Annotated in this window: 19 protein-coding genes and 1 pseudogene; 15 read left to right on the top strand and 5 right to left on the bottom strand. The window is 67.0% G+C overall.

The genetic code is table 11. The features are described 5' to 3' along the window. The first annotated feature begins 15 nt into the window (after positions 1–15). The 11 genes from F0357_RS22830 to F0357_RS22775 all read left to right on the top strand — a co-directional run bounded on the left by F0357_RS22830 (position 16) and on the right by F0357_RS22775 (position 14,151). Positions 16–912 carry a transporter substrate-binding domain-containing protein gene (locus F0357_RS22830; protein WP_153490698.1) on the top strand — a complete coding sequence of 299 codons (897 nt, stop codon included), beginning with the start codon at positions 16–18 and terminating at the stop codon, positions 910–912. 105 nt (positions 913–1,017) lie between these two features. Next, entirely contained in the window at positions 1,018–3,747 is a 2,730-nt protein-coding gene (locus F0357_RS24270; RefSeq protein WP_208948555.1) for an ABC transporter permease subunit, read from the top strand. Beyond that, a complete protein-coding gene (locus F0357_RS22815) occupies positions 3,744–4,694 on the top strand; it encodes an ABC transporter substrate-binding protein (protein ID WP_208948554.1) in 951 nt (316 codons plus the stop codon). The genes F0357_RS24270 and F0357_RS22815 overlap by 4 nt, the downstream gene beginning before the upstream one ends. A gap of 14 nt (positions 4,695–4,708) precedes the next feature. Continuing rightward, positions 4,709–6,103 carry an allantoinase AllB gene (gene allB / locus F0357_RS22810; protein WP_153490690.1) on the top strand — a complete coding sequence of 465 codons (1,395 nt, stop codon included), beginning with the start codon at positions 4,709–4,711 and terminating at the stop codon, positions 6,101–6,103. Between the two features lie 46 nt (positions 6,104–6,149). Further along, positions 6,150–6,980 carry a GntR family transcriptional regulator gene (locus F0357_RS22805; RefSeq protein WP_153490679.1) on the top strand — a complete coding sequence of 277 codons (831 nt, stop codon included), beginning with the start codon at positions 6,150–6,152 and terminating at the stop codon, positions 6,978–6,980. Positions 6,981–7,076: 96 nt separating this feature from the next. Further along, complete coding sequence (locus F0357_RS22800; protein WP_153490675.1) at positions 7,077–8,192, top strand: mandelate racemase/muconate lactonizing enzyme family protein; 1,116 nt, start codon at positions 7,077–7,079, stop codon at positions 8,190–8,192. Between the two features lie 344 nt (positions 8,193–8,536). Further along, complete coding sequence (locus F0357_RS25375) at positions 8,537–8,947, top strand: DUF5132 domain-containing protein (protein WP_153490672.1); 411 nt, start codon at positions 8,537–8,539, stop codon at positions 8,945–8,947. A 218-nt stretch (positions 8,948–9,165) separates the two neighbouring features. Beyond that, positions 9,166–9,855, top strand: a complete 690-nt coding sequence (locus tag F0357_RS22790) for an HMA2 domain-containing protein (protein WP_153490669.1) — start codon at positions 9,166–9,168, stop codon at positions 9,853–9,855. 44 nt (positions 9,856–9,899) lie between these two features. Further along, on the top strand, positions 9,900–12,011 hold the full coding sequence (locus tag F0357_RS22785; protein WP_153490665.1) for a heavy metal translocating P-type ATPase: 2,112 nt from the start codon (positions 9,900–9,902) through the stop codon (positions 12,009–12,011). Continuing rightward, a complete protein-coding gene (locus F0357_RS22780) occupies positions 12,008–12,880 on the top strand; it encodes an EcsC family protein (protein ID WP_153490661.1) in 873 nt (290 codons plus the stop codon). Before F0357_RS22785 ends, F0357_RS22780 begins: the two co-directional genes overlap by 4 nt. Beyond that, positions 12,877–14,151 carry a DUF445 domain-containing protein gene (locus tag F0357_RS22775; protein ID WP_153490658.1) on the top strand — a complete coding sequence of 425 codons (1,275 nt, stop codon included), beginning with the start codon at positions 12,877–12,879 and terminating at the stop codon, positions 14,149–14,151. The genes F0357_RS22780 and F0357_RS22775 overlap by 4 nt, the downstream gene beginning before the upstream one ends. Positions 14,152–14,319: 168 nt before the next feature. Here F0357_RS22775 and F0357_RS22770 read toward each other — a convergent pair whose 3' ends face one another. From F0357_RS22770 to F0357_RS22760, 3 genes are all read right to left on the bottom strand, one after another. Further along, complete coding sequence (locus tag F0357_RS22770) at positions 14,320–14,937, bottom strand: hypothetical protein (RefSeq protein ID WP_153490654.1); 618 nt, start codon at positions 14,935–14,937, stop codon at positions 14,320–14,322. 35 nt (positions 14,938–14,972) lie between these two features. Beyond that, positions 14,973–15,599 carry a phage tail protein gene (locus tag F0357_RS22765; RefSeq protein ID WP_208948553.1) on the bottom strand — a complete coding sequence of 209 codons (627 nt, stop codon included), beginning with the start codon at positions 15,597–15,599 and terminating at the stop codon, positions 14,973–14,975. Positions 15,600–16,048: 449 nt separating this feature from the next. Continuing rightward, positions 16,049–17,263 carry an ROK family transcriptional regulator gene (locus tag F0357_RS22760; protein ID WP_153490649.1) on the bottom strand — a complete coding sequence of 405 codons (1,215 nt, stop codon included), beginning with the start codon at positions 17,261–17,263 and terminating at the stop codon, positions 16,049–16,051. 164 nt (positions 17,264–17,427) lie between these two features. Here F0357_RS22760 and F0357_RS22755 point away from each other — a divergent pair. The 4 genes and pseudogenes from F0357_RS22755 (at position 17,428) to F0357_RS22740 (ending at position 22,097) form a co-directional block, all read left to right on the top strand. Next, positions 17,428–18,491: pseudogene (locus F0357_RS22755) on the top strand (substrate-binding domain-containing protein). A gap of 47 nt (positions 18,492–18,538) precedes the next feature. Continuing rightward, on the top strand, positions 18,539–19,633 hold the full coding sequence (locus F0357_RS22750) for an ABC transporter permease (RefSeq protein ID WP_153490646.1): 1,095 nt from the start codon (positions 18,539–18,541) through the stop codon (positions 19,631–19,633). Then, positions 19,630–20,409 (top strand): ATP-binding cassette domain-containing protein, encoded by a 780-nt coding sequence (locus F0357_RS22745; RefSeq protein ID WP_153490643.1) that lies wholly within the window; start codon positions 19,630–19,632, stop codon positions 20,407–20,409. The genes F0357_RS22750 and F0357_RS22745 overlap by 4 nt, the downstream gene beginning before the upstream one ends. Before the next feature lie 140 nt (positions 20,410–20,549). Beyond that, positions 20,550–22,097 (top strand): FGGY-family carbohydrate kinase, encoded by a 1,548-nt coding sequence (locus tag F0357_RS22740; protein ID WP_153490638.1) that lies wholly within the window; start codon positions 20,550–20,552, stop codon positions 22,095–22,097. Between the two features lie 8 nt (positions 22,098–22,105). On the opposite strand, the gene F0357_RS22735 is transcribed toward F0357_RS22740, so the two are convergent. Further along, on the bottom strand, positions 22,106–22,918 hold the full coding sequence (locus F0357_RS22735; RefSeq protein ID WP_153490634.1) for a DeoR/GlpR family DNA-binding transcription regulator: 813 nt from the start codon (positions 22,916–22,918) through the stop codon (positions 22,106–22,108). Between the two features lie 228 nt (positions 22,919–23,146). After that, a complete protein-coding gene (locus F0357_RS22730) occupies positions 23,147–24,409 on the bottom strand; it encodes an ADP-dependent glucokinase/phosphofructokinase (protein WP_246161860.1) in 1,263 nt (420 codons plus the stop codon). Positions 24,410–24,648: the final 239 nt, after the last annotated feature.

Genomic DNA, 24,648 nt, shown 5'->3' with positions numbered 1-24,648 from the left:
ATCAGGAGAGAGGGAATGAAAACTGTGGCTACTCGTTTCGCTTCGCTGATCGGCGGTCTGATGACCGTTGCTGTCGCATCCGCCTCCGCTGCGCATGCGGGGGAAAATATCCAGCCCGACGCCAAGGCCGTTGCAGCCCTCCCGGAATGTCAAAAACTCCGGGAGAAATATCCGACCCTGGTCGGTAAGGCCGTCGTCGTCGGTCTCGGCGGTTATACGAAGGGTTGGGAGGCCCCTGCCGCCGATGATCCGAGCAAGATCGAGGGCTTCGATCCGTCGATGTTCGACCGGCTCGGTGCGTGCCTGGGCTTCACGCATTCCTATCAGAACGGTTCGTTCAATGTCCTTCTGACATCGATCTCGAGCGGTCGGGCGGATATCGGCCCGATGCTCTATGTCACCGAGGAGCGGCTCAAGCAGATCGCCTTCGTCGCCTCCGTGCAGGTTCAGGACGGCTCGCTGGTCGCCAAGGGCAACCCGAAGAAGCTGACCTCCATGGCGAGCCTGTGCGGCGCGACCGTCGCCTCGGCCGCTGGCGCGTATGAAGCCAACAAGCTCGTGCCGGAGCAGAGCAAGGCGTGCACCGACGCGGGCAAGCCTGCCGTGGACCTGTTGTTGGTGCAGAATACCGACAACTCGATCCAGGCGGTGCGCAGCGGCCGGGCCGACATCTACCTCACCGAAGCCGGCTCGGCGATGGAGATCGCCAAGGCGGACCCCACGCTCGAGACCGCCTTCACGGTCGACCTGCCGATCATGGTCGGCTTCCCGATCGCCAAGGACAACAAGGTGATGCGCGACGCCATCTTCGACGCGATGAAGGTGCTCCAGGCGACCGGCGTCGAGAAGAAGCTGCTCGATTATTGGGGCCAGGGCTCCGGCGGCGAGCGCCCGGTGGTCTCGCGCGGCTGATCGCGCACCGCCGTCCGCGCGCAGGCGTCGTCGCGCGGGTGTTCACTCAGACACTTCATCCGTCGCGGCATTGCCGCGACGGATCAGACCTCCGGCAGCGGTCCCATGCAGGAATTTCTCCACTATCTGACGTTGCCTTATCTCTGGGGCGGCGCTGTCCTTTCGATCGAGCTGATGATCGGCGCCTTGATTGGCGGAATCGTCGTCGGCTTCTTTCTGGCGCTCGCCAGTCTTTCGCGTCATGCTTGGCTGCGGATGCCGGTGCAGGCCTACATCTATGTCCTCCGTGGGACGCCGGTCCTGCTTCAGCTCATCCTGATTTACAACGTGCTACCGCAGTTCGGCCTGATGCTGCCGGCATTCACGAGCGCCCTGCTGGCCCTCACCATCAACGAGACGGCCTTCTGCGCCGAGATCATTCGCGGGGGCATTCAGGCGACCAGTCGGGACCAGCGGACCGCCGCTCAAGCCTTTGGCTTTTCTCGACGGACCGAGATGGTCAGCGTCGTCATTCCCCAAGCGCTGCGAGCCATCTTGCCGCCGCTCGGCAATGAAGCCATCGGACTGCTCAAGTCGACGTCGCTCGCCTCCGTCGTCGGCGTCAACGAATTGACGATGCGCGGCCAGACCATCGTCTCCCAGAATTTCCTCTTCATTCCAGTGCTCGTTGCGTCCGGCGCGATCTACGTCGTGCTGTCGACCCTGGTGGCGCTGGCCCAGTGGTGGCTGGAGCGGCGCGTCGGGCTCGAACATCGGGCTCGCCGCGCGCGACGAGGCGATGCCCTCGCGCGCGACGTATCCCCGCCGACTGCGGATGCGCCGCTTCCGCTGCGTCCCCGCACGTCCGACGCCGCCTTCGTGCTCGATATCAACGATTTGCACGTCGCCTATGGTGGACGGGCGGTGCTGAAGGGGTTGACGCTCCAGGTCCGTCGCGGCGAGGTGTTGGTGCTGCTCGGCCGCTCGGGCTCCGGCAAGAGCACGCTCCTCAAATCCATCCTCGCTCTCGCCCCCGTGACGAAGGGCAAGGTCGTCGTGGAGGGCCTTCCGATCGGCCAGGATTCCAGCGGTCGCCCCCTTCCGGAACGGCTTCTGCCCGCGAACCGCGCGGCGTCGGCCATCGGCATTGTGTTCCAGCATTTCGCGCTGTTCGATCACATGACGGCGCTCGAGAACGCCACGTCGGTGCCGCGCCTCGTGCAGAAGCTGCCGTTCCAGGCGGCCGAAATGAAGGGACGGCGGGCGCTCGCGGCAGTGGGCCTGGCAGCCTATGCGAACCGGCTGCCGCACGAGCTCTCCGGCGGTCAGCAACAGCGGGTCGGGATCGCCCGCGCGCTCGCAGCCGATCCGAATGTGCTGCTTTTCGACGAGCCGACGTCCGCGCTCGATCCGGAGCTGGTGCGCGAGGTCAATCAGACCATCCGCAAACTCGCCGGCACCGGCATGACGATGCTCATCAGCACGCACGATATCGCCTTCGCGGCGAGCGTCGCCGACCGCATCGTCTTCCTTCAGGACGGCGTTCTGGTGGAAGAGGGACCGCGGGAGTGTCTCGATGCCCCGCAGACGGCGGCGTTCGCCGCGTTCCTGCGCCAGGAGCGGGAGGCCGATGCGGACGCCCTCGAAGACCTCGGCCAGGCCGTGGACGCACGCGGCATGGACGGCCCGCGGGGTGAAATCGAGGCTACCGGCGCTTCCGCATTCCGCGAACCTTCGGGCCGGCCCGATCTGCGGGGGCAGCAGGTCCCGGCGACCCTGCCGGCCCCCCTCGACCTTCCCTTCGCCGCCGAAGCGGAGGCGGTCCTCGGCCCCGCCCTCTACCGCTACCTCATCGGCGCCCCGCGCGACGCCATGCCCGGCATGGACGATCGCAACGCGGAGGACTTCCGCCGCTTCCGATTGCTGCCGCGCGTCCTGCGTGGTGCGGCGGCAATCGACATATCGACCGATCTTGCCGGCCGGCGATTCGCAGGCCCGCTGGTGATCGGCGCCTTCGCCGGCGACCGGGTGTTTCACCGCGATGGGCTGCTCGCACTCGCACGGGTCGGTCGGCGCCTCAACCTGCCCCTCGTCGTCTCCGAGGAGACGGTGACGCCGCTGCGTGATCTGACGGCGGCCCATGATGCCTGCTGGCTGCAACTTCGGGCGGCTGGACCGCTGGAACGGATCTTCAAGCTGATCGACCTTGCAGCGGATGCTGGGGCGCAAGGGATGGTCATGACGGTGTTCGCGCCCGTGCATCCGGTGGCCGGCCTTCAGCCCGGGAACTTCTCCATCGGCGCAGAGATCCGGCGGCGCGGCTGGTCGACCATCGGGGCCATTGGCGGCTTTCCGGATGACGACGGGCTCGGCGTTGCCCCGCTGCCCGCCTTTCCCGGCTGGGGTTGGAACGAGGTTGCGGCGGCCATCGCACATGCGGGGTCGCGTGGCCTTCCCCTGATGCTCAAGGGCATCCTCCGGGCGGACGATGCTGCGGCGGCGCAGGCGGCCGGTGCGTCGGGCATCGTCGTTTCCAATCTCGGCTTGCGGCAATCGAGCCGCTGGGCGTCGCCGCTCGCGGCCCTTCCGGCGGTGGCCGCGTCCGCATCCGGCGCCGTGGCGCTCGACGGCGGCATTCGCCATGGGACGGATGCGCTGGTGGCCCGCTGCCTCGGAGCGGCGATGTCGGTTGCGGCGCGGCCGGTCGCAACGGCGCTGGTGGGAGGCGGGGAAGAGGCAGTGGAGGACCTGCTCCGAAGCTGGCTCGACGAGATCCGAGCGGTCGCGAGTTGGCTCGGGGTTGCCCGGCTCGACGAACTCGGCCCGGACTTCGTCATCGGGGAGGGTCACCCGTGAGCGACGAAACGCGACCGGTGCTCCGGCTCAATCTCGGCGATCCGAGCGAGGCGCGGATCTATTACGCCGCGCATCTCATCGCCGAGGCCTACGGCTTCTTCGCGCAGGAGGGCGTCGACGTCGTCTGCCTGCGCACGGCATCGGGCGGCCATTCGGTGTGGGGTGGTCAGGTTTCGGCCGTGCTGAGCGGCGACGCCGATCTCTGTATCGGGGGGCCGATGGTTGTAATGCGCATGGCGCAGGACGGCGCCGCGCAGCTCACCTGCTTCTGCGCGGCGGTGGCGGGCAATCCATGGGCGCTCGCCGCGCTCGAGGACGCTGAGGACTTCTCTCTCGCCGCCCTCGCCGGTCGCCGCGTGATCGACAGCGGGCGCGTCGGCACGGCAACGATGAGCTTCCAGACCCTCATTGGCGAAGCCGGGCTTGCTGAAGGGGCCGTGACCCTGATCGAGGGGGAGGGCGATCTCGCACGGGATCGCGAGACTCTGGCCCGCGGCGAGGCCGACTACGTGCTGCACTCGCTGCACGCGCTCGCGCCGATGCTCAGCGACGGAACGCTCCGGCTCGTCATGCCGCTGACGGCGGCGATGGGGCCGGTGCCCTGGAGCGCCTATATCGCCCGGCCGGAAACCCTCGCCGCCCGCAGGCCCGCCTTTGCGGCCTTCACGCGGGCGATCGCGCGGGCCCTGGAGGCGATGCGGCTGCTCTCGGCGCGCGATCTCGCCGGGGTCGTCGCGCCCCATCATCCCGATATGGAATTCGGCGCCGTGCGGCTCGGCCTGTCGCTCTATCGCGATGCCGGTCTGTTTCCCGAGACGCCGGTCATCGCCCGCACCGAATTCGACCGGTTCGCCGACCTGCTGACCCGGATCGGCTGGTTGAGTGCCCCGCCCGCGTTCGAGGCGGTCGTCGATACCGACCTCGCCACGCTCGCGGCTCGGACCTGATCAGGAGATTTGAGATGGATACGCTCATCACCGGGGGTCAGGCCGTCACCGAGGCGGGCGTGATCGCGGCCGATCTCGGCATCCGCGGCGGCCGTATCGCGGCGATCGCCGCGCCGGGGGCTCTGTCGTCATCCGCGAGCGAAGTCGTGGACGCCGCTGGCCTTCTCGTGCTGCCCGGAGCCGTCGATCTCCACACCCACTTCACGGGCTCTCACGACAGACCGCTGGACGAGGTGCGCGAGGGTACGCTGGGGGCGGCGATCGGCGGAATCACCACCGTCGTCGAGATGCCGCATTCGGCGCCGCCGGCGACGACGCTCGAGGCTTTCCGGCGCAAGCAGGCGCTGTTCGCCTCCGCCTCGGCCGTCGATTTCGCGCTTTGGGCGGGCCTCGACGGACGCAATCTCGAGGAATTGCCCGCGCTCAATGCCGCCGGAGCCGTCGCCTTCAAAGCCTTCCTCACCAGCGGCGACCCGTCTGGCGCCGCAACCGACGAGAAGGGGCTGCCGCGGCTCGGCGACGCCGACCTCGTTCGCGCCATGGACGTGATCCGCGGCTTCGACGGTCTGATCGGGGTTCATGCGGAAAATCACGAACTCCTAACCGCTGCGCGCCTCGAACAGCAGGCGCAGGGGCGTCGCGACGCCCGCGCCCATGCCGCCGCCGGGCCGGAGCTGGCCGAGATCGAGGCCGTGAGCCGTCTGCTGGTGTTCGCCGGCCGAACGGGCGTCCGGCTCCACGTGGTGCACGTGAGCTCTGCCGCTGCGGCCGGTCTGATCCGGGCCGCGCGGGACGGCGTCCGCGTCACCTTCGAGACCTGCCCGCATTATCTCATCCTGGACGAAGACGACTTGGCTAGGATCGGTGCGGATGCCCGCTGCGGGCCGCCTTTGCGGCCGCGCACGACGGTCGAGGCCCTCTGGACGCATGTCCTGGACGGGGCCGTCGACGCGATCGCGTCCGATCATTGTCCCTACCGTCCGGAGCAGAAGCGGGTCGGCGATGCCTCTATCTGGGAGGCGGGCATGGGCCTGACCGGCATCGAGACGTCCGCTCCGATGGCGTTCAGCGAAGGGGTCAAGCGACGGGGGCTCAGCGTCGTCGAGTTCGCCCGCATGACCGCGACCGGGCCGGCGAAGATCGCCGGGCTCTATCCCCGCAAGGGGGCGATCCGGGTCGGTGCCGACGCCGATCTCGCCCTCTACGATCCGACGGCCGAATGGCAGGTGCGCGGGTCTGAATTCCATGGGCTTGGCACCTGGAGCGCCTTCGAGGGCATGACCTGCACCGGGCGCGTGGTGCGGACGCTGGTTCGCGGGCGCACCGTCCAGCATGACCGCCGGCGGATGGCCGAGCCGGGGTTCGGGCGCTTTCTCACGCGCTTCGACGACATCGAGGCCCGGTCGTGACGCCGAGGGTGAGACAGATAAGACCGACGGGTGGGAGGGACGCACGATGAACACGAGCAGGGGGCGCAAAAGGACTCCGACAGCTTCCTCGGGCGAGGAGGAGAGCGTTGTCACATCCGCGACCCGGGCGGTTGTGAATGCGGTCGCGATTGTCGACAGAGCACCCATCGCGCGGATCGATCCCGAGGAGGGGGAATGGGCGGCGGCGCGGCCGCGGACGCTCGTCGACCATGCCGTCGACGGCATTCTTTCCGCAGCCTCCCGCGGCCTGATCCTGCCGGGAGATCGATTGAGCGAACCCGACCTCGCAACCCGCCTCGGCATGAGCCGCGTGCCGATCCGCGAGGCCCTTCGGATCCTCGAAAGCCAAGGCGTCGTGACCAGTGCGCCCTACAAGGGCATCCGGCTGATGGAGGTCTCCAACGCGCGGCTGGAGCACCTCATCGATGTGCGCGTCACCATCGAGTCGCTCGCCTGTCGCCGCGCGATCGAAGCGGGGCACAATGGCGCGCCTTATGCGGCACGGCTCGACGGGGCAATCGATGAGCTCACGCTGATGGCCCAGCGCGACGACATCTACGGTTTCGCCTCCGCGGACACCGCTTTTCACCGCCTGTTGTGCAGCTTCGCCGGAAATCCGGTGCTCGACACCCTCTGGGAATCGATCGCCCGCCAACTGACGGTTCTGTTCGGCCTTTCCACCATGGGGAAGTCGACCGAAACCATTATCGAAGAGCACCGGCGTCTCGCATCGGTATTCGCCGACGGCGATATCGACAAGATGCTTCGCGAACTCGAAGAGCACATCCGCGTGCAAGCTCTCGATGTGAACTACGAGGAGATCATCGCCGCCCGGCGGGCTTCGCGCGGAGACTGACGCTTCCCAACCGACCACTTTCCGCGGCGTTCGCCGCGATCACCCCGCTCATATGCCAAAAGGCGCCAGGAACGCGCCGTAAGGGTCTCGGATTCCATGAAAATCACCGCCGTCGACGGCTTCTATCTGCGGCTTCCGGAGATCGAGGCGCGCACCGACAGCTCGCAGGACGCGTTGCTGATCCGGATCACCACCGATGCCGGCATCGTCGGCTGGGGCGAGGTGGACGGCTGCCCATCCGTCGTGAAGGCGATCATCGACGCCCCCTACTCGCACACGATGGTCACGGGGCTCAAATCGCTACTGATCGGCGAGAACCCGCTCGAGACGGCCCGTCTCTGGGCGAAGATGCACCGCGCGACGCTGTTCTATGGGCGCGGCGGGGCCGTGTTGCAGGCGATGGCCGGAATCGACATGGCGCTCTGGGACATCAAGGGGAAGGCGCTGGGTCAGCCCATTGTCACCCTTCTCGGCGGTGCGATGCGTGACCGCATGCGCGTCTATTCCTCGAATATGTTTCAGTTCAGCATCGCCGATACCGTCGCCCGGGCGCGCCATGCGGTGGACACCGGCCACACGGGCGTGAAGTTCGGCTGGGAACCCTTCGGCCGGGACGAGGCCCAGGACATTGCCTACGTCGAGGCGATCCGCTCGGCGATCGGAGATGAGGTCGACTTCATGCTCGATGTCGGCTTGGCGTGGGACGCCAAAACCACCATTCGGCGCGGTCAGCTCTTCGAGCCCTATCGCCTGTTCTGGATCGAGGAGCCGCTCCATCCTGACGATTATGGTGGATATTCCCGGGTCTCGGCCGCCTGCTCGCAGCATATCGCAGCCGGCGAACAGGAATGTTCCGTCGTGGGATTCCAGCGCCTGATCGACGAGGGCGGCATCGACGTGGTGCAGATCGACCTCACGCGGACGGGCTTCACGCAGGCGATGGAAATCGCTGCCTATGCGAAGGCCCGGGGCCGCAAGGTGTGCAACCACAACTTCACCACCGATCTCAACACGGCGGCGTCCCTGCACTTCCTGTGCGCGATCGAGAACGCGCTCGTCATGGAATATTGCGTCGAGCCGGGCGAGATCAGCCGTTCGCTCGCCCGAAATCCGGTGAGAATTGCCGACGGATACGCCCACCTGCCGTCTGAGCCGGGGCTAGGAGTGGAACCCAGAATGGACGTGATCGAGAAGTTTCTCGTGCGCGACTGAGCGAACCGGGCGCTCATGGGTGTCACGTACGGCGCGGGTCGCCGTGGGACCGATGTCGCCACATGCACGGGCAGGCGATGCCTGCCCGCCGCTCGGCGCTGTCCGCGGCGGGGACCGATCTGCGTCGCGCCCCGCTGCAATCATGCACAGGCGTGCACGACCAGCCACTAGTTATGCTTTCGATGTCTAGAATGAGGAAAGGTGTTGCACCAGTTCGACAGATTTAACTCTCAGTGCGACAATCGCATGACAGTATAAGGCGTTGCGTTTCGCTTATCAGGTCTTATAACGAATCCGTGTTTTGGGGTGCCTTTCGGGGCAGGATCTGATCAGGGGTAGAGACGGTGACGAAGTACAAGCTCGACGTTCAAGACGAGGCGGAAGCTGCGGAAGCCGTGGAAGCCGCGCATGAGCACGACGAGATGTCGTCCGTTGCCACGAGCGACGACATGATCGGCAAGGCTGCGACCATCGCTGTCGTCGCCGCCGGCGTCGCGCTGTTCGAAGTGGCCCTCATTCCGGGCATGGTGATCGGCGTTGCCGCGGCGCTCGCGCCCAACGTCCTGCCGAAGCTTGGCCACCGCATGAAGCCGATGCTGCATTCGACGATGCGCGGCGCCTACAAGCTCGGCCGTCGGGCGCGCTCGGCGGTGAGCGAGGCTCAGGAGCAGCTACAGGATATCGCGGCCGAGGTGAAGGCCGAGCAGATCGCGACCGACAAGGACGTCGCCGCGGCTGTCGCCACCGCGCGCTGAGCTGCGGTTTTTCGCAGGTTGGGCTAGGCATCCGCGGGCGCAGGTCGAGGTTCGCAATCGCGATCGCGTCGGGACCTCGATCGGGCCGCGGTGTGGTCGGGCGATCCTTCGGGCGCGGCGCCGGCGCGGGGCTCGGTGCGACCGACGTCCTCTTGACCACGTCTTCCCGACCGATCACCGGCGAGCGGCGAGTTGCGCCGCGATCGAGAGACCTGATCATGACGAACCTCTTGTCCGACGAGCCGGTCTTCGGGGCGGCCGCCGCCGCGGCGTCCGGCGGGCCGTCGCAGACGAGCGAGGCCATCGCCTCGGCGGAGGCCGCCGCAGCGCCGAAGGCGGTGCGTAAGCCCAAGCTCAAGATCGCCCACAAGGTGCCCGGGCGCATCCGCCTGAAGGTGCCGCAGGGTAAGGCCCATCCCGAACTGCTCGGCGTCTACCAGGACATCTTCTCCAAGGTGCCGGGCATCACCAGCGTCAAGGCGAAGCCGGATTCGGGCAGCGTCATCATTCATTACGACATCCGGCAGGAACAGCAGATCGGCGCTCAGTTCGATCGCTTGTGCGCGCCCGATCCGGTGCCGCCGCCGCGGCCCAAGCCCGCCCGTCCCGGCGACGAGATCAAGGATATCGCCGACAAGATCGAGGCCGAGGCCGAATTCCTCGCCGAGCGTTCCGAATTTGCGCGCGCAACGGTCGATTTCTTCAAGTCAGTCGACCAAGAGCTCAAGGCGTCGACCGGCAATGCCGTCGATCTCAAGGTGCTCCTCGTCGGCGGGCTCGCAGTCTACACCTTCCTGGAGATCGGCGCCGGAGCGGCGACCCCGATGTGGGTGACGCTGGCGCTGTTCTCGCTCAACCATCTAGCCGAATTGCAGACGCAGCCGGCGATGGCGCGCGCGGCGCGCTGATCGGACCCGCTGCGGTCGGCCGCAGCCCAAGCAAGGCAGTTTCCATGGACTTCCAAATCCGCCACGCGATGCCGGGCCGGATCCGTCTGCATGTTCCGCTGCTCGCCTATCCGTCGATGGTGGCGGAGGCGACGCTCTCCTGGCTCAAGGCGCGGACGTGGGTGAAGAGCGCGCGCGTCAATTATGATTGCGCGTGCCTCGTCGTCGAATATGAGGCGGCCGAAAAGGGGCAACTCGACGGCGTGCTCGCCCTGCTGCGGCAGGCGAGCGTCGAGGATCTCGAAGCCTTTCTCGGCCAGCCGGATACGTCGGCGGTCGTGCGCAAGCCGGCCCCTACGTCTGAGAAATTCCCGCTCGGGCTGCCGACCCTCTCCCTCGGACTCGCGCTTATTCCCCATCCGCTGGCCTTCGCGGTCAACGTTCCGCTGACGCTCTACAATGCCATCCCGATCTTCAAGCGGGCGTGGCGGGTGTGGAGCCAGGAGCGGCGGCTCAACGTCGACTTCCTCGATACCCTCGCCATCACCGCCTCGGTCGGGCAGGGCAATCTCGTGGCCGGCACCATCGTCGTCTGGCTGATCCGGCTTGGCGACTGGATCCGCGATCTCACTGCGGCCGGCTCGAAGCGGGCGATCCGTGAGCTCCTCGAATTCCAGAGCCGCAACGCGTGGGTCGTGCGCGACGGCACCGTCGTCTCGGTGCCGGCGACGGCGCTCGTGGTGGACGATCTCGTGGTGGTCTATCCGGGCGATATGATCCCGGTCGACGGCGCGATCGAGCGCGGGCATGCGATGATCGACCAGAAGACGATCACCGGCGAAGGTCTCGCGGTGTCGCGCGAGGTCGGCGAGCAGGTGTTCGCCGCGACGATCGTCCAGGAAGGGCAAATCACGATCCGTGCCGCCCGCGTCGGCGACAATACTACGGCGGGGCAGATCGCCCGGCTCGTCGAATCGAACCCGGTCGGCGACACCCGCATGCAGAACCACGCGGAGCGCTTTGCCGATCGTCTTGTGATGCCGACGCTGGGTCTCGCCATCGGCACCGCGCTGCTGACCCGCGACTTCAACCGCTTCCTCTCGCTCGTCATCGTCGATTACGGCACCGGCATCCGTGTCGCCGCGCCCACTTCGGTGCTCTCGTCGATGACCCACGCGGCACGCTCCGGCATCGTCATCAAGAGCGGCGGCCACATGGAGAAGCTTGCCCGCATCGACACCGTGGTGTTCGACAAGACCGGCACGCTGAGCTTCGGAACGCCCCACGTCACCGACGTCGTCAGCTACGCCGAACACATCGACGAAAACCACCTGCTTGCGCTCGCCGGTGCCGCGGAAACCCATCTTCAGCACCCGGTGGCCGAGGCGCTGCGCGAGAAGATCCGCGAATTGTCGCTCGACATGCCGCCGTGCGACGAGACCGAGTACCACATCGGCCTCGGCGTCGAGGGTCAGGTCAACGGCTACTACATGCATGTCGGCAGCGAGCGCTTTCTGCGCCGCAACGACATCAAGGTCGATCATATTGCTGGCGATCGCGCCCAGATCGACGAGCGCGGCCATTCCTGCCTCTATGTCGCCGTGGACGGCAAGCTCGCCGGGCTCGTCGCCTATGAGGACCGCATCCGCCCCGAAAGCCATGAGGTGATCGCCCGGCTTCATGCGATGGGCGTGCGCGACACCGTCATGCTCACCGGCGACAATGCGGTCGTCGCCTCGGCGGTCGGCCGGCGCTTGGGGCTGACCCGGCAGGTCGCCAACATGATGCCGGCGGACAAGGCCGAGGTGATCCAGAGCCTTCAGCGCGAGGGTCGTTCGATCGCGATGATCGGCGACGGTATCAACGATTCCCCGGCCCTGAGCTTCGCCGACGTCGGCATCGCCATGAAGCACGGCGCCGACATCGCCCACGAGGCGGCGGACGTCATCCTGATGGAGGATTCGCTCTGGAAGCTCGTCCAGGCGATCGAGATCTCGCGGGACGCCGTCGGCCTCATCAAGCAGAATTACGGGATCGTGGCGGTGCTCAACACCATCGCCCTCGGTCTGGCGCTGCCGGGCAATCTGGTCGGGCCGGAGATGACGGCCCTGATCAGCAATGGTTCCGCCATCATCGCGAGCTTGAATGGTGTTCGTCCCCTGATGAGGCGCCCATGATGCCGGCCATCCGAGATCCCGCTTCGAGCCTCTCAGCCCCCCACCGGCGGGAGCTCGCCGCCGCTGTGCGCAAGCTCGAGCGGCCGACGCTGGCGGCGCGGATCGCGGATTATGCGGGCAAGCCCGTCAACGAGCTCATCAAGCTGATGCCGCGTCCGATCAACCGGCGGTTCCAGGCCTTGGTGCGGGCGGCGATCTTTCAGTGCCTCGAGGTCGCGATCGAGTCCCTCGATCCCAACGACCGCAGTGCCGCCTCGCCGTGGACCAACAAGGTGATGGTGGGGCTCACGGGCGGTGTCGGCGGCTTCTTCGGCATCGCGGCTCTACCGTTCGAGCTGCCCCTTACCACGACGCTGATGCTGCGCTCGATCGCCGAGATCGCGCGGGAACACGGCGAGGACCTGAGCCGTCTCGAAACCCGGCTGTCCTGCGTCGAGGTGTTCGCGCTCGGCGGCCGGGTGCCCTCCGAGCAGGCCCGGCTCGATTATTATGCCGTGCGCACCGTGCTTTCGAGCCTCGTGCGCGACGTCGTCACCCAGGTCGCCGAAGTCGGGGCCGTCAGTGCTTCGTCGCCGCTGCTCGCCCGGTTCGCCGGCGAGATCGTCGGCCGCTTCGGCGTCGTTCTCTCGGACCAACTGGCCGTCGGTGCCGCGCCGGTGATCGGCGCCGTCGGCGGGGCGGCGGTCAACGTCGTCTTCACCGATCATTTCCAGCGCGTCGCCGAGGGCCATTTCGCGATCCGCCGGCTCGAGCGCCTCTATGGGGCAGGGGAGGTCGAGCGCGCCTATCATGCGGCGGCGCACGACCTGAGCGGCCTGCGCCGCCGCTTCGGCCAGACGGCCCGCCGGCCGTCCGAGACCGCCGCGTGAGGGTTCCCGCGGAAGCCGACGATCCGAGTGGGGGCGGGGTTTCGGCCGCCGCCGCAGCGGCGCGGCGCATGTGGATTATCGCGACGGGCCTCCTCGTCCTGGTCACCGCGCTCTTCGTCGTCTGCGTGCGCTGGCCGGATCTCTGGGTCGGCATGCCCTATGTGCGGGCGTTCTGCGAGGCGGCGATGGTCGGGGCCTGCGCCGATTGGTTCGCCGTCGTCGCCTTGTTCCGCCATCCATTCGGCCTGCCGATCCCCCACACCGCGATCATCCCGCGTCACAAGGGGCGGGTCGCCGCCGCCATGGGCCGCTTCGTCGAGACGAATTTCCTCGCACCCGCCCATGTCGAGCAGCGCCTCGAACGGGTCGATGCCTGCGGGCTTGCGGCCGAGTGGCTGACCGAGCCGCAGAATGTCCGGCTCGTGACCGAACAGGTGCGCGCCGTGCTGCCGCCGTTGATCGGCCTGATCGGCGACAGCCGTCTCCAGGTCTTCGCCGGCGCCGCCTTCCGCGAGGGCGTCAATTCGATCGACGCGGCCTCGCTTGCGGCCCGCACCCTCTCGGTGCTGGCGCGCCAGAGCTATCCCGACAAGGTGTTCGATCGGGCGCTCGCCTTCGCCTCCGTCTATGTCGCCGAGAACAAGGACGCCATTCGCGAGCAGGTCGCGGCGAAGGGCATCCGCTGGCTACCCGGCTGGGTCGACAACAAGCTCGCCGACGCTCTCGTTACGCAGATCGGCAACGCGCTGGAGGCGGCGCGCGCCGCCGACCATCCCTGGCGCGCCCGCTTCCACGAGGAAGTCGCCAAATGGACGGGGCGCCTCGCGACCGATGCCGACCTCGCGGCGCGGATGGAGAAGATCAAGGCCGACGTGCTCAGCTCGGCCGTGGTCGACGGCTACGTCGCCTGGCTCGCCCGCGAGATCGAGGCGAAGGTGCGCGACGACATCGACAAGCCCGACGGCTTCTTCGCGACCCATGCCGAGGCGGCGATCGTTGCCTTCGCCGGCTGGCTCTCGTCCGACCCCGCCTTGCGGGACCGGCTCAACCGCAGCCTGCGCCAATGGGTCCTCGAAGCGCTGGTGCCGAACCGCGCCGAAGTGGGCCGCTTCGTGACCGAGATCGTCGAGCGCTGGGACACCGCGACGCTGGTCGGCAAGATCGAGACTCAGGTCGGCAAGGATCTCCAATATATCCGCCTCAACGGCACCCTCGTCGGCGGCCTCATCGGCCTCGTGATCTACGTCGTGTCCCACGCTCTGGCGCCTTGAGATCGGTCGATCGCGCTTGAAGTGCGAGCTGAAGCGGACGGTACACACATTCGTTTGCTCGTCGCCGCTGAACTCGATCCATGGCGCGATAGTGGCGCCGCAGTTCGATGCCGAGCGTTGTGTAGCTATCGTCGAACGCACGATCATATTGGGGCCATCAGGAGATGATTACCAACCGAGGTGCCGCATGACCATGAGCCAAACAATTTTCTCATCATTTCCAGAGAATGTGTGATTGATAATGCGGCCCTCAATCATCTTGGCTGCGGATGAGGGAAAACCTATGGAAAGATCGATCACCGCGAGGCACTGCGTGGTATTCGAGCATCCCATGTCTATGGTTTGCCCCTGCGCGAACCACTCCAAGCCGCGTTCGTCGTCCAACGGCCATTCGCCGTTTCTATTGAACGCAACAACAAACGGACCTTGACCCTTCAGATTTGGCTCTTGAATATCCGTGCTTATAAAATGCTGGCTTTTGTTGTTGCTCCGGGCTTTTACCCAGACGACATTTGCGTCGCCGCTTTCGCTGAGACCTACATTGATTTGCATGTCGGCGCCATCATCTTGATCGCTGCCGCCACGCTTGAATTGAAGCTTGTAAGTTTTATCTTCTTTCACCGCAACAACAGGAGTGGGGAATTTGTCCACCTGATCGCCAGATTCAAACCAAATCTGCATTTGATATGAGTGACAAAAACCTTTATTTGTTCCACGTATTCCTGCAACAAGATGATGTTTTGTGCCATTGACGACTTGCAGGTCCGTATACACATCTGGCGTCATATCATCCTCCGGAAGTTAGATAAAATAATAAAAAATTACCATGCTCTTGTTGGATAAATACCCGCGACGCATATACACCAGAACATTAAAATATTAGGAATCTCAAACGGCGCGCCTGGGCCTGTTGGGTCGACAATAACGGTTCCAGCTGGCTTAAACTTCACCTCGGTAGAGCCGCCATTCAAGTTGACGCTCGGAGCGGTGGAGCCGGACGGAACGTAAATACTTGCTGCTCCAGTGCCGGTGCCTCCCTTTCCGAAGTAGCCGTTCTCAACCGGGTCCACGGCGCCAACGACATTCTTGATCGCGATCGCGTTGCTGACCGTGACGCGATCTTCTGTCCCTGCGAATTTCGCCAGATGGCTATGGGACGGCAGATTGTTAACACTAAGACGGACACTGAGAAGGCTCTGATCGGCAGATGCCGTGCGCCGTCCCACCCGACCTCCAGAGGCGTGGGCGGGGAGCACGCCTCGCATATCTGGCAACGCGAACATATTTTTCTTGCTGTCACCGCCGTATGTGTTGCCTATAACGCTCCATAGAATATTATTTTTCCCAATGTCGAGCAACTGTCCCTCGCACGGCATCCAGTATTTCGGAACATAGTTGCCAGCGAAAAGCATCAGCTGTCCGATATACCCCTCTCCACGGTCAGACATACCGAATCCCTCCCAGATGCACGTCAAGCGTGCGTACATATCCACATGTTTGTAGCAAATAGACAGATCTACGCGCGATCCAACCGATCAACTATCTCGCGGCCATAAATGGGCCCAGCGCGGATGGCAAATGTCCTCCAAGCCCCTGGCCGGCTTCGTATCGCATGCCAACTTAAACATGACTTACCTTGTTCGTAAAGATGCGGGTCGTTAACAATATCGTATGTGCTTTTTATTTCTTATCATATGAAATATTATGAAAGAAAGATCAGGTTTAATCACGGTCTCGCACCATCAGGGCACGGCTCCGGTTTTCACCGTTTCACCCTGTTAATCGAGACTGCGCCTTCAAGGCGCTGGCCTCCGCCGAGGGTTCGGAAAAGCAACGCAGCGGTCTGTCGTGCCGGTCAGAGGTATTGCCCGTGGAGCACAAGCATCCTTACTCCCCCTCACGACGCCTTCGCGTAGCGGGCGACGACGGCGTTGACGTGGCGGGGGGACATGGCTTCCTCGACGACGAGCAGCGCCGCGCCGACGACGCCGGAATCGCCGTCGGGCGGCGAGATCGCGATCTCGAGCTCGCGCGTCGCAAGGGGGAGCGTGCGGCTGTAGACCATCTCCCGCACCCCCGAGAGCAGATAATCGTCCACCGCCGCCAGCGTGCCGCCGATCACGATGGTGCTCGGGTTCAGGATGCTGACGACGTTGGCGAGCACCTCGCCGATAACCCGGCCGGATTGGCGGACGAGGTGGATCGCGTGCGGCTCGCCGGCGCGTACGAGCCCGACCACGTCGCGGGCGGTTTCCGCCGTGAGACCTTCAGCGCGCAGGTCGCGGGCGATCGCCCAGCCGGCGGCGCGGGCTTCGACGCAGCCGATCTTGCCGCAGCGGCAGAGCGGCGCCGGCGTGCGGGTGAACTGAATATGGCCGATATCGCCGGCCGCACCTTGCGCGCCGCGATAGATGCGGCCGTCGGCGATGATGCCGCTGCCGATTCCGGTGCCGATCTTGACGTAGACGAGGTGGCGCGCGTCGCGCCGGGCGCGGTGATAATCGGCGAGCATCAAGAGATTGACGTCGTTCTCGGCGAACAGCGGCGCCTCGAAGCGGGCGGCGAACCAGCCACGAAGGTCGAAATCGTCCCACCCCGTCATCACCGAAGGCCCGACCACGCGACCGCGCGGATAATCGACCGGGGCCGGCAGCGAGAGCCCGATGCCGAGCACGTCGCGGCGGTGGCGGCCGGTGCGGGCGAGCAGCGTCTCGAAGCGGTCGGCCAGGATGGCGAGCGTCGCCTCCGGACCGCGGCGGATGTCGATCTCTTCGGTCAGGGCGTCGAGCACCGCGCCGTCGAGGGTGGTGAGCGCCATGCGGCTGCGCTCCTCGCCGATGTCGGCGGCCAGCGTCAGCGCGAAATCGGTGTTGAGCCGCAACAGTTTGGCCGGGCGCCCGCCGCTGCGCAGCGTCTCTTCGCTTTCGTCGACGAGGCGGGCCTCGAGGAGGAGCGAAAGACGCTGGGCGACCGTCGCGCGCGACAACCCGGAGAGTTCCGCGAGCTCCGAGCGGGAGCGGGCACGGCGGGAGGCGATGAGCGACAATAGCGCGCCTTCGCCGCCGCCCGACGGCTCGGTGCCGGCCTCCGACCAGAAGCGCTCCGCGATCATGTCCCAACTCCCTGCCGCCTCATGATAACCGACCGATGCAACGTCAGATATGCGTATTTTTTGACATAAGTAGACGGCATTAAGATTGACAGGACCCATAAACGGGGGCAGCATCCTCCCGTACGGAAGGGAACCAAACAACTTCCGACCTATGGGAGGACTACATGCGATCGCCCCTGTCTCCGCGGGCTGCGCGCGTCGGCGCGCGTTTTGCGAGCCTGCTGTCCGGTGCCGCGTTCGGCGTCGCCGTTCTCGCCGGCACCCTGCCGGCGCGTGCCGAAGACATTCTCATCGGCGTCATCACCAAGACCGAGGCGAACCCGTTCTTCGCCAAGATCCGCGAAGGCGCGGTTCAGAAGGCGGCTGAGATCGGCGGCGTCAAAGTCCAGAGCTATGCCGGCAAGTTCGACGGCGACAACGACAGCCAGATCGCGGCTATGGAGAACCTGATCTCCGCCGGCGCGAAGGGCATTCTCCTGCTCGCGAGCGACACCAAGGCGATCGTGCCGGTGGTCGAGAAGGCCCGCCAGGCCGGCATCCTGGTGATCGCCCTCGACACCCCGCTCGATCCGGCGAACGCCGCCGATGCGACCTTCGCCACCGACAACGTGCTCGCCGGCGAACTGATCGGCAAATGGGCGGCGAAGACCGTCGGCGATCCGGCCAAGGCGAAAGTCGCGTTCCTCGACGCGCTCGAGAGCCAGCCGAGCGTCGACGTCGCCCGCGACCAGGGCTTCATGAAGGGCTTCGGCATCGATCCGAAGGACATGTCGCGCTATCTCGACGAGAACGATCCGCGCATCGTCGGCCACAAGTGGGGCGGCGGCTCGGAGGAGGGTGGCCGGACCGGCATGGAGCTGCTGCTCCAGAAGGACCCGGACGTCAACGTCGTCTACACCATCAACGAGCCGACTGCCGCCGGCGCCTATGAGGCGCTCAAGGCCGCCGGCAAGGAAGGCTCCGTCGTCATCACCTCGGTCGATGGCGGCTGCCCTGGCGTCAAGAACGTCAAGGCCGGCGTGATCGGCGCGACCGCGATGCAGTTCCCGCTGCTGATGTCGTCGCTCGGCGTCGAGGCGATCGTCAACTACGTCAAGACCGGCGAGAAGCCGAAGCCGACCCCGGCCTCAACTTCTACAATACCGGCGTGAAGCTCGTCACCGACAAGCCGGTGGAAGGCGTCCCCTCCATCAACGCGGACGAAGCGCTGAAGCTCTGCTGGGGCTGAGCGATCCGCATCGAGGGTCCGGAGGGCGGTCGCCGCCCTCCGGCCGGATGGGAGAGGGTGCCATGGGCAATGCCGACGCTCCGCCGCGCGGGGCTGATTACGAACGCGCGCTTCCCGCCGCGGATGCGGCCCCCGTCGTCTTCGAGGACGAACGGCGGTCGCCGATCGCCCGGCTGCAGCGCTTCCTCCACACCTATCCGATCACCGTACCGCTCATCGTGCTCGGCATGAGCGTGCTGATCTTCAGCCTGCTCGTCGGAAAGCGCTTCTATCAGCCCTACAACCTGTCGCTCATCCTGCAGCAGGTGACGATCATCGGCATCATCGGGATCGCGCAGACCCTGGTGATCCTGACCGCCGGCATCGACCTCTCGGTCGGCGCGATCATGGTTCTCACCTCGACGATCATGGGCGGCGTCGCGGTCCATGCCGGCGTCCCGGCGGAACTCGCGTTGCCGCTCGGCCTCTGCCTCGGGATTCTGTGCGGCTCCATCAACGGGCTCCTCGTCACCGCCGCCCGGCTGCCGCCCTTCATCGTCACGCTCGGAACCTGGAGCGTGTTCGGGGCGCTCAATCTCTGGTATTCGGGCAGTCAGACCATCCGGGCGCAGGAGGTGGCGGACGCCGCGCCCCTGCTGCAACTGACCGGCACCGCGATCTCCGTGTTCGGTGCCCGCATCACGGCCGGCACGGTTCTGATGCTCGTGCTCGCGGGGGTCGTCAGCTACATCCTCTCCCACACGGCCTTCGGCCGCCACGTCTACGCGACCGGCGACGACCCGGAAGCCGCGCGACTGTCCGGTATCGGAACCCGGCGTGTTCTGCTCGCGGTCTACGCGCTCGCCGGCTTGGTCGCCGCCATCGGCTCGTGGGCGCTGATCGGCCGGGTCGGAGCGATCAGCCCGACATCGGGCGGCGGCGCGAACCTCGATTCCATCACCGCGACGGTGATCGGCGGCACCTCCCTGTTCGGCGGACGCGGCTCGATCGCCGGCACCCTCGTCGGCGCGCTCATCGTCGGCGTCTTCCGCAACGGTCTGGCGCTCGGCGGGCTCGATGCCCTCTGGCAGGAGTTCACTGTCGGCATCCTGATCATCGCCGCCGTCGGCGTCGATCAATGGATCCGGAGGGTGGCGCAATGAGCGACGATCTCGTCCTGTCGGCGCGGGGTCTGGCGAAGCGCTACGGCCGGGTGGTGGCGATGGACCGGGCCGATTTCGATCTCAAGCGCGGCGAGATTCTCGCTGTGATCGGCGACAACGGCGCGGGGAAAACCACCCTGATCAAGACCCTGGTGGGGGCCGTGTCGCCGGATGCGGGAGAGATCCGGCTCGACGGGGCACCGGTGCGCTTCGCCTCGCCGCTCGACGCGCGGCTGCGCGGCATCGAGACGGTCTACCAGACCCTCGCCCTCTCGCCGGCTTTGTCGATCGGCGACAACCTCTTTCTCGGCCGCGAGCTGCGCCGTAAGGGATGGATGGGACGCCTCTTCCGCACGCTCGACAAGGCGGAGATGGCGCGGCAGGCGCGGGCGCATCTCGAAGCGCTCGGGCTCGCCACCATCCAGGACATTCACCAGGCCGTGGAGACTTTGTCCGGCGGGCAGCGCCAGGGCGTCGCCATCGCGCGCGCGTGCGGCTTCGGCGGCAAGGTCGTGTTCATGGACGAGCCGACGGCGGCGCTCGGCGTGAAGGAGAGCCGCAAGGTGCTCGATCTCATCCAGTCGGTGCGCGCCCGCGGGCTCTCCATCGTCGTCATCAGCCACAACATGCCCCATGTCTTCGAGATCGCCGACCGCATCCACATCCACCGTCTGGGCCGCCGGGTCGCCGTCGTGCGGCCCGCGGATTGCACGATGTCGGACGTCGTCTCGATCATGACCGGGGCCACCGAGCCTCCGGCTCATCTGGCGGCTTGACCGGCTCCCGGTCTCACCGCCACCTCACCACCCGAGAGACTCGGCCGGCGCATGCGGCGCGGGGGCGGTCCGTCAGGACCGCACCGCCATGGACGCGCCGCCGACCGGGGTCGACCGACCATGTTTGAGAGCGACGGGCGATGGCGCCGACTTATCTGATTGGCCTCGATTTCGGCACGGACTCGGCACGCGGCGTTCTCGTCGACGCGGCGACGGGCGCGCAGGAGGCCTACCACGTCCATCCCTATCGCCATGGCGTCGTGACAGGTCGGCTCGGCCCGACCCCGTTGCCGCCCGGCTTCGCGCTCCAGGTGCCGGCCGATTATGTCGAGGCGGCGGAGGCGATCCTGCGGGCGATCGGAGCGGGGCGCGAGGTCGCCGCCATCGGTCTCGACTTCACCGCCTCCTCGCCGCTGCCGGCGCGGGTGGACGGCACGGCGCTCGCCGACACCCGTCCGGACGAGCCGCACGCCCAGGTGAAGCTCTGGAAGCACGCCGCACAAGCCGAGGCCGAGCGCCTGAGTACGATGGGCGGGGCGCATCTCGCCAATTTCGGCGGCAAGCTCTCCGGCGAATGGCTGCTCGCCAAGGCGGCGGAGATGGCCGGCGAGGCGCCGGCGCTGTGGGCGGAGACGGCGCGCTTCATCGAAGCGGGCGACTGGCTCGTCTGGCAGCTCACCGGCCGCGAAGCGCGCAGCTTGGACTTCGCCGCCTACAAGGCCCAATATCTCGGGACCTATCCCGATACCGGCATCCCGGGGCTCGCCGGGCGGCTGACACCGCCGCAACCGGTCGGAACCGCCGCAGGGCGCCTCACCGATGCCTGGTCGGCGCGCACCGGCATCCTCGGCGCCCCCGTGGTGGCGGTCGCCGTCATCGATTCCCACGTGGTGCTGCCGGCGATCGGCGCGACGGCGCCCGGAACCTTCGTCGGCGCGCTCGGCACCTCCGCGGCCTTCCTTCTGCTCGATGCGGAGACACGTCCGCTACCGTCCGGCTTGGAGGGCGCGGCCTTCGGAGCGGTGCTCCCGGACCTCTGGTGCGCCGAGGCGGGGCAGGCGGCCTTCGGCGACGTGCTGATGTGGTTCGTGCGGGCCTTCCCGCGGGGCGCGACGATCGCCGAGAGCTTCGACGCCTACACGGAGGAGGCGCGTCGGCTCGGACCCGGGGCCGGCGGGCTGGTCGCCCTCGACTGGTTCAGCGGCAATCGCGTGCCGCTCGCCGACGCCAACCTCACCGGCCTGCTGCTGGGGCTCGGCCTACAGACGACCGCAGCGGAAATCTACCGCGCCCTGGTCGAGGGGCTGTGCTTCGGCACGCGAGCCATCCTCGATCTCGCGCTCGCGGCCGGCGTGCCGGTCGGGCGCGTGGTGATGACGAGCGGCCTCGCGCACCGGAACACGTTTCTGGTCCAGGTTCTGGCCGATGTTCTCGGCCGCCCGGTCGAGGTGCCCGATGTCGAGAACCCGACCGCACTCGGCGCGGCCCTCCACGGGGCGGTGGCGGCCGGCGTGGTGCCCGACTTCACCGCCGCGGCGGAGCGCTACGGAGCCCGGTCCGCCTCGCTGTACACACCCGATCCCGGTGCTGCCGTGCTCTATGAGGGGCTCTACGGCGAATATCGGCGTCTCGCCGCCGACGATACGCTGCGCACCGCGATGCGGGCCCTGAAGCGCGCACGGCGTTGAGGATTGGGTCAGCGCAGGCCCGCAGGATGCACGAGCGTCACCGTCCGATCGGCGAGGCGGATCACGTTCAGCGCCTCCTCCGGCGCCGCATCGTCGGTGATCACCTCCTCGATCGCCGAAATTTCGCAGAGCGTGCAGAAATTCGGCGCGGTGAACTTGGAACTGTCGGCGAGCAGGATGGTGCGGCGCGCGGCGGCGATCATGGCGCGCTTCAACGCCGCGATCTCGAGGGAGCTGTCGGTGAGGAGGGTGCCGCTCACCGCCGAAGCCCCGGTGAAGCAGAGATCGGCGTGGAGCGTGCGGATGAAGGCTTCGCCGGGCTCGCCGGCGAGGTGGCGGTATCCGGCGCGGATCGTCCCCCCCGGCATGATCACCCGCCACGATTTGATGTCGGCGGCGAAATCGGCGATCTCCAGGCTGTTGGTGACGAGGGTCAGCGGCAGATCGCGCTCGGCCGCCGCGCGCACCGCCTCCATCACCGTCGAAGAACTGTCGAGCATCACGCTGTCGCGGGCGCTGAGGCGCTTGGCGGCCTCGCGGCCGATCGCGATCTTCTCCGCCCGCTGGAGCTGGAAATTGACCGAGTTCTCGCGTTCGAAGGTCGCCCGCATCGGCTGCAGCAGATGGGCGCCGCCGTGGGTGCGCTCCAGATAGCCGCGCTCGACCAGGTGCTCGAGGTCCCGCCGCACGGTCGATTGCGACCCGCCGATGGTCTCGGCGAGCTCCTGGATGCTCGCCGCGCCGTTGATCCGAAGGTGCTCGAGGATGAGCGCCCGCCGCTTGGCGGGCACCATGTCGACGCGCTTTGCTGGGTGCTCCATCTTCGATCCCCGAAAGCCTGAGGCGTCCCCGCGCGCGACCAAGCGGCGGCGCTGGCGGCGATCCGAGCACCAATCCGACCGGTCCACACGCCGGGTCGCGCCGGCGCTCTGCTCATGTTTGACGGGACGATCCGGGAGGACATCCGCAATGAGCAAGCTCTATCAAAGAGATCCAAGGCGATCCACTCTCGTGGAACGGCGTCGTCGCGCATTGCCGAGGAATTCGTGTCAGCGCACTTCGGCCAACGCGCCGCGTCCGAGCACCAGGAGCGACCCCGCGGTGAAGGAATCGCCGAGCCCCAGCGTGGTCGCGGGCGCCTCGAGATAAGGCGCGGCGCAGGCGACGAACGTCCAGCGCCCGGTGCGGACGGGGCTCACGAAGGGCAGGGGGTCGAAGTGGGCAGCCGGATCGACACGCGGCTCCGCGACGGGCGCTCCCGTCGCAGCGCGGGCGGAGGCGACCGCACACCCGGCCATCAGGGCGCGAAGCTCGATTTCGGGATCGCCTGTGGTGATGGACGCGGCCCAAGTGTCGGCGTGCACGCACACCCGTTCGAGGCCGAGCCGGTCGCCCAGCGCCAGCATCGCCGCCATCGGGTGCTCGGCGCTCGGCTCGATGCCGAGGAGCTCCGAATGGCTCATGCCGAGGGAGGTGACGGCGCCTGCCGCATTCGCCAGCGCCTCGCCGAGCGCCGCCTGGGAGACGTAGCCCGCGAGTTCGAAATGGATGGTCTCGAGGCCGGCGGCCTTCCAGGTCCGCGTCAGGGCGAAGACGTGGCGGCTCGCCGCGCCGACCGTCTGCGCCGCCTCGTCGTTAAAGCCGGAGACGAGCGCCGCGGCGGCCCGCGGCGCGAGGCGAAGAGACAGCGCCTCGAAGGCCGGGTCGCGCTGGATGCCCCGGTCGGAGAACCGAACGATGATGCGGGACGAGCGGCGCGGCACGATATCCGCCACAGGCCGGCCGGCGGTGTATTCGAAGATGTAGATCTCGGGCACCGGCTCCTTGCTCGGGACGATGTCGGCCGCCTGCACCAGCCCCTCGCCCTCGGCGATCAGGACGCCGGGCGGGATCTCAGCGAGCATCGGCGCCGTGCGATCCTCCAACGGAATGACCGCGCGGGCGCCGAGTTTGGCCAGCACCGCCGCCGCCTGCGGACCCGTGCCGCCGAGCGCCGGCCTGGCGCGCAGCCGCGGGCGCAGCCAGTGCGGACCCTCCGCCCAATCGAACCGGATTTCGCCCCCGACGCCGCGCGCGACGCGTGACAGCAATTCCTCGCCGAGCGCGCGGGCCGGCGTCGTCGTGGGCTCCGCCATCAGCGCGCCGATGTTGGCCGGATCGGCGAGATCGACCCGCGCATCGACGCAGATGTTCATGCCGCACAGGAAAAGCCCCGCCGCATCGGCGGGATCATGCGGTCCCGCCTTCGCCATCACCGGCAATGTGCGCGACAAACCTTCGTACAGCGCATGCCAATCGCGTGCGGCAGCCATCGGCGTCGTCTCCTCCGAGCACCGGTTGATCCCGGCGCCATCATTTCAATCAGGGTCTCTCAGACTCTTTCAAAAGTCAACGCAGCGCGCGCCCGCGGCGGCCACGCGGTGGGCGTTGATGCCCTTCGCACTGCACTACGGAATGCTGCACTGCCCACGTGGCGCGCAGCCGAATGAGGGCACACAACGGCGCGCCCCGCACGCGAGCGGCGGGGCTGGGAGGGCTGCTTCGGCTCGGC

This window comes from Segnochrobactrum spirostomi, assembly GCF_009600605.1.
GTDB classification, from domain to species: Bacteria; Pseudomonadota; Alphaproteobacteria; order Rhizobiales; family Segnochrobactraceae; genus Segnochrobactrum; species Segnochrobactrum spirostomi.
The sequence above is the reverse complement of the archived record's forward strand: the minus strand, read 5'-3'. Positions and strand labels throughout refer to the sequence as shown.

What these genes read in the sequence shown, in the direction of transcription:
- F0357_RS22830 (WP_153490698.1), top strand. Translation starts at nt 16, where the DNA reads ATGAAAACTGTGGCTACTCGTTTCGCTTCGCTGATCGGCGGTCTGATG.
- F0357_RS24270 (WP_208948555.1), top strand. Translation starts at nt 1,018, where the DNA reads ATGCAGGAATTTCTCCACTATCTGACGTTGCCTTATCTCTGGGGCGGC.
- allB (WP_153490690.1), top strand. Translation starts at nt 4,709, where the DNA reads ATGGATACGCTCATCACCGGGGGTCAGGCCGTCACCGAGGCGGGCGTG.
- F0357_RS22805 (WP_153490679.1), top strand. Translation starts at nt 6,150, where the DNA reads ATGAACACGAGCAGGGGGCGCAAAAGGACTCCGACAGCTTCCTCGGGC.
- F0357_RS22800 (WP_153490675.1), top strand. Translation starts at nt 7,077, where the DNA reads ATGAAAATCACCGCCGTCGACGGCTTCTATCTGCGGCTTCCGGAGATC.
- F0357_RS22790 (WP_153490669.1), top strand. Translation starts at nt 9,166, where the DNA reads ATGACGAACCTCTTGTCCGACGAGCCGGTCTTCGGGGCGGCCGCCGCC.
- F0357_RS22785 (WP_153490665.1), top strand. Translation starts at nt 9,900, where the DNA reads ATGGACTTCCAAATCCGCCACGCGATGCCGGGCCGGATCCGTCTGCAT.
- F0357_RS22780 (WP_153490661.1), top strand. Translation starts at nt 12,008, where the DNA reads ATGATGCCGGCCATCCGAGATCCCGCTTCGAGCCTCTCAGCCCCCCAC.
- F0357_RS22770 (WP_153490654.1), bottom strand. Translation starts at nt 14,937, where the DNA reads ATGACGCCAGATGTGTATACGGACCTGCAAGTCGTCAATGGCACAAAA.
- F0357_RS22765 (WP_208948553.1), bottom strand. Translation starts at nt 15,599, where the DNA reads ATGTCTGACCGTGGAGAGGGGTATATCGGACAGCTGATGCTTTTCGCT.
- F0357_RS22760 (WP_153490649.1), bottom strand. Translation starts at nt 17,263, where the DNA reads ATGATCGCGGAGCGCTTCTGGTCGGAGGCCGGCACCGAGCCGTCGGGC.
- F0357_RS22750 (WP_153490646.1), top strand. Translation starts at nt 18,539, where the DNA reads ATGGGAGAGGGTGCCATGGGCAATGCCGACGCTCCGCCGCGCGGGGCT.
- F0357_RS22745 (WP_153490643.1), top strand. Translation starts at nt 19,630, where the DNA reads ATGAGCGACGATCTCGTCCTGTCGGCGCGGGGTCTGGCGAAGCGCTAC.
- F0357_RS22740 (WP_153490638.1), top strand. Translation starts at nt 20,550, where the DNA reads ATGGCGCCGACTTATCTGATTGGCCTCGATTTCGGCACGGACTCGGCA.
- F0357_RS22735 (WP_153490634.1), bottom strand. Translation starts at nt 22,918, where the DNA reads ATGGAGCACCCAGCAAAGCGCGTCGACATGGTGCCCGCCAAGCGGCGG.
- F0357_RS22730 (WP_246161860.1), bottom strand. Translation starts at nt 24,409, where the DNA reads ATGGCTGCCGCACGCGATTGGCATGCGCTGTACGAAGGTTTGTCGCGC.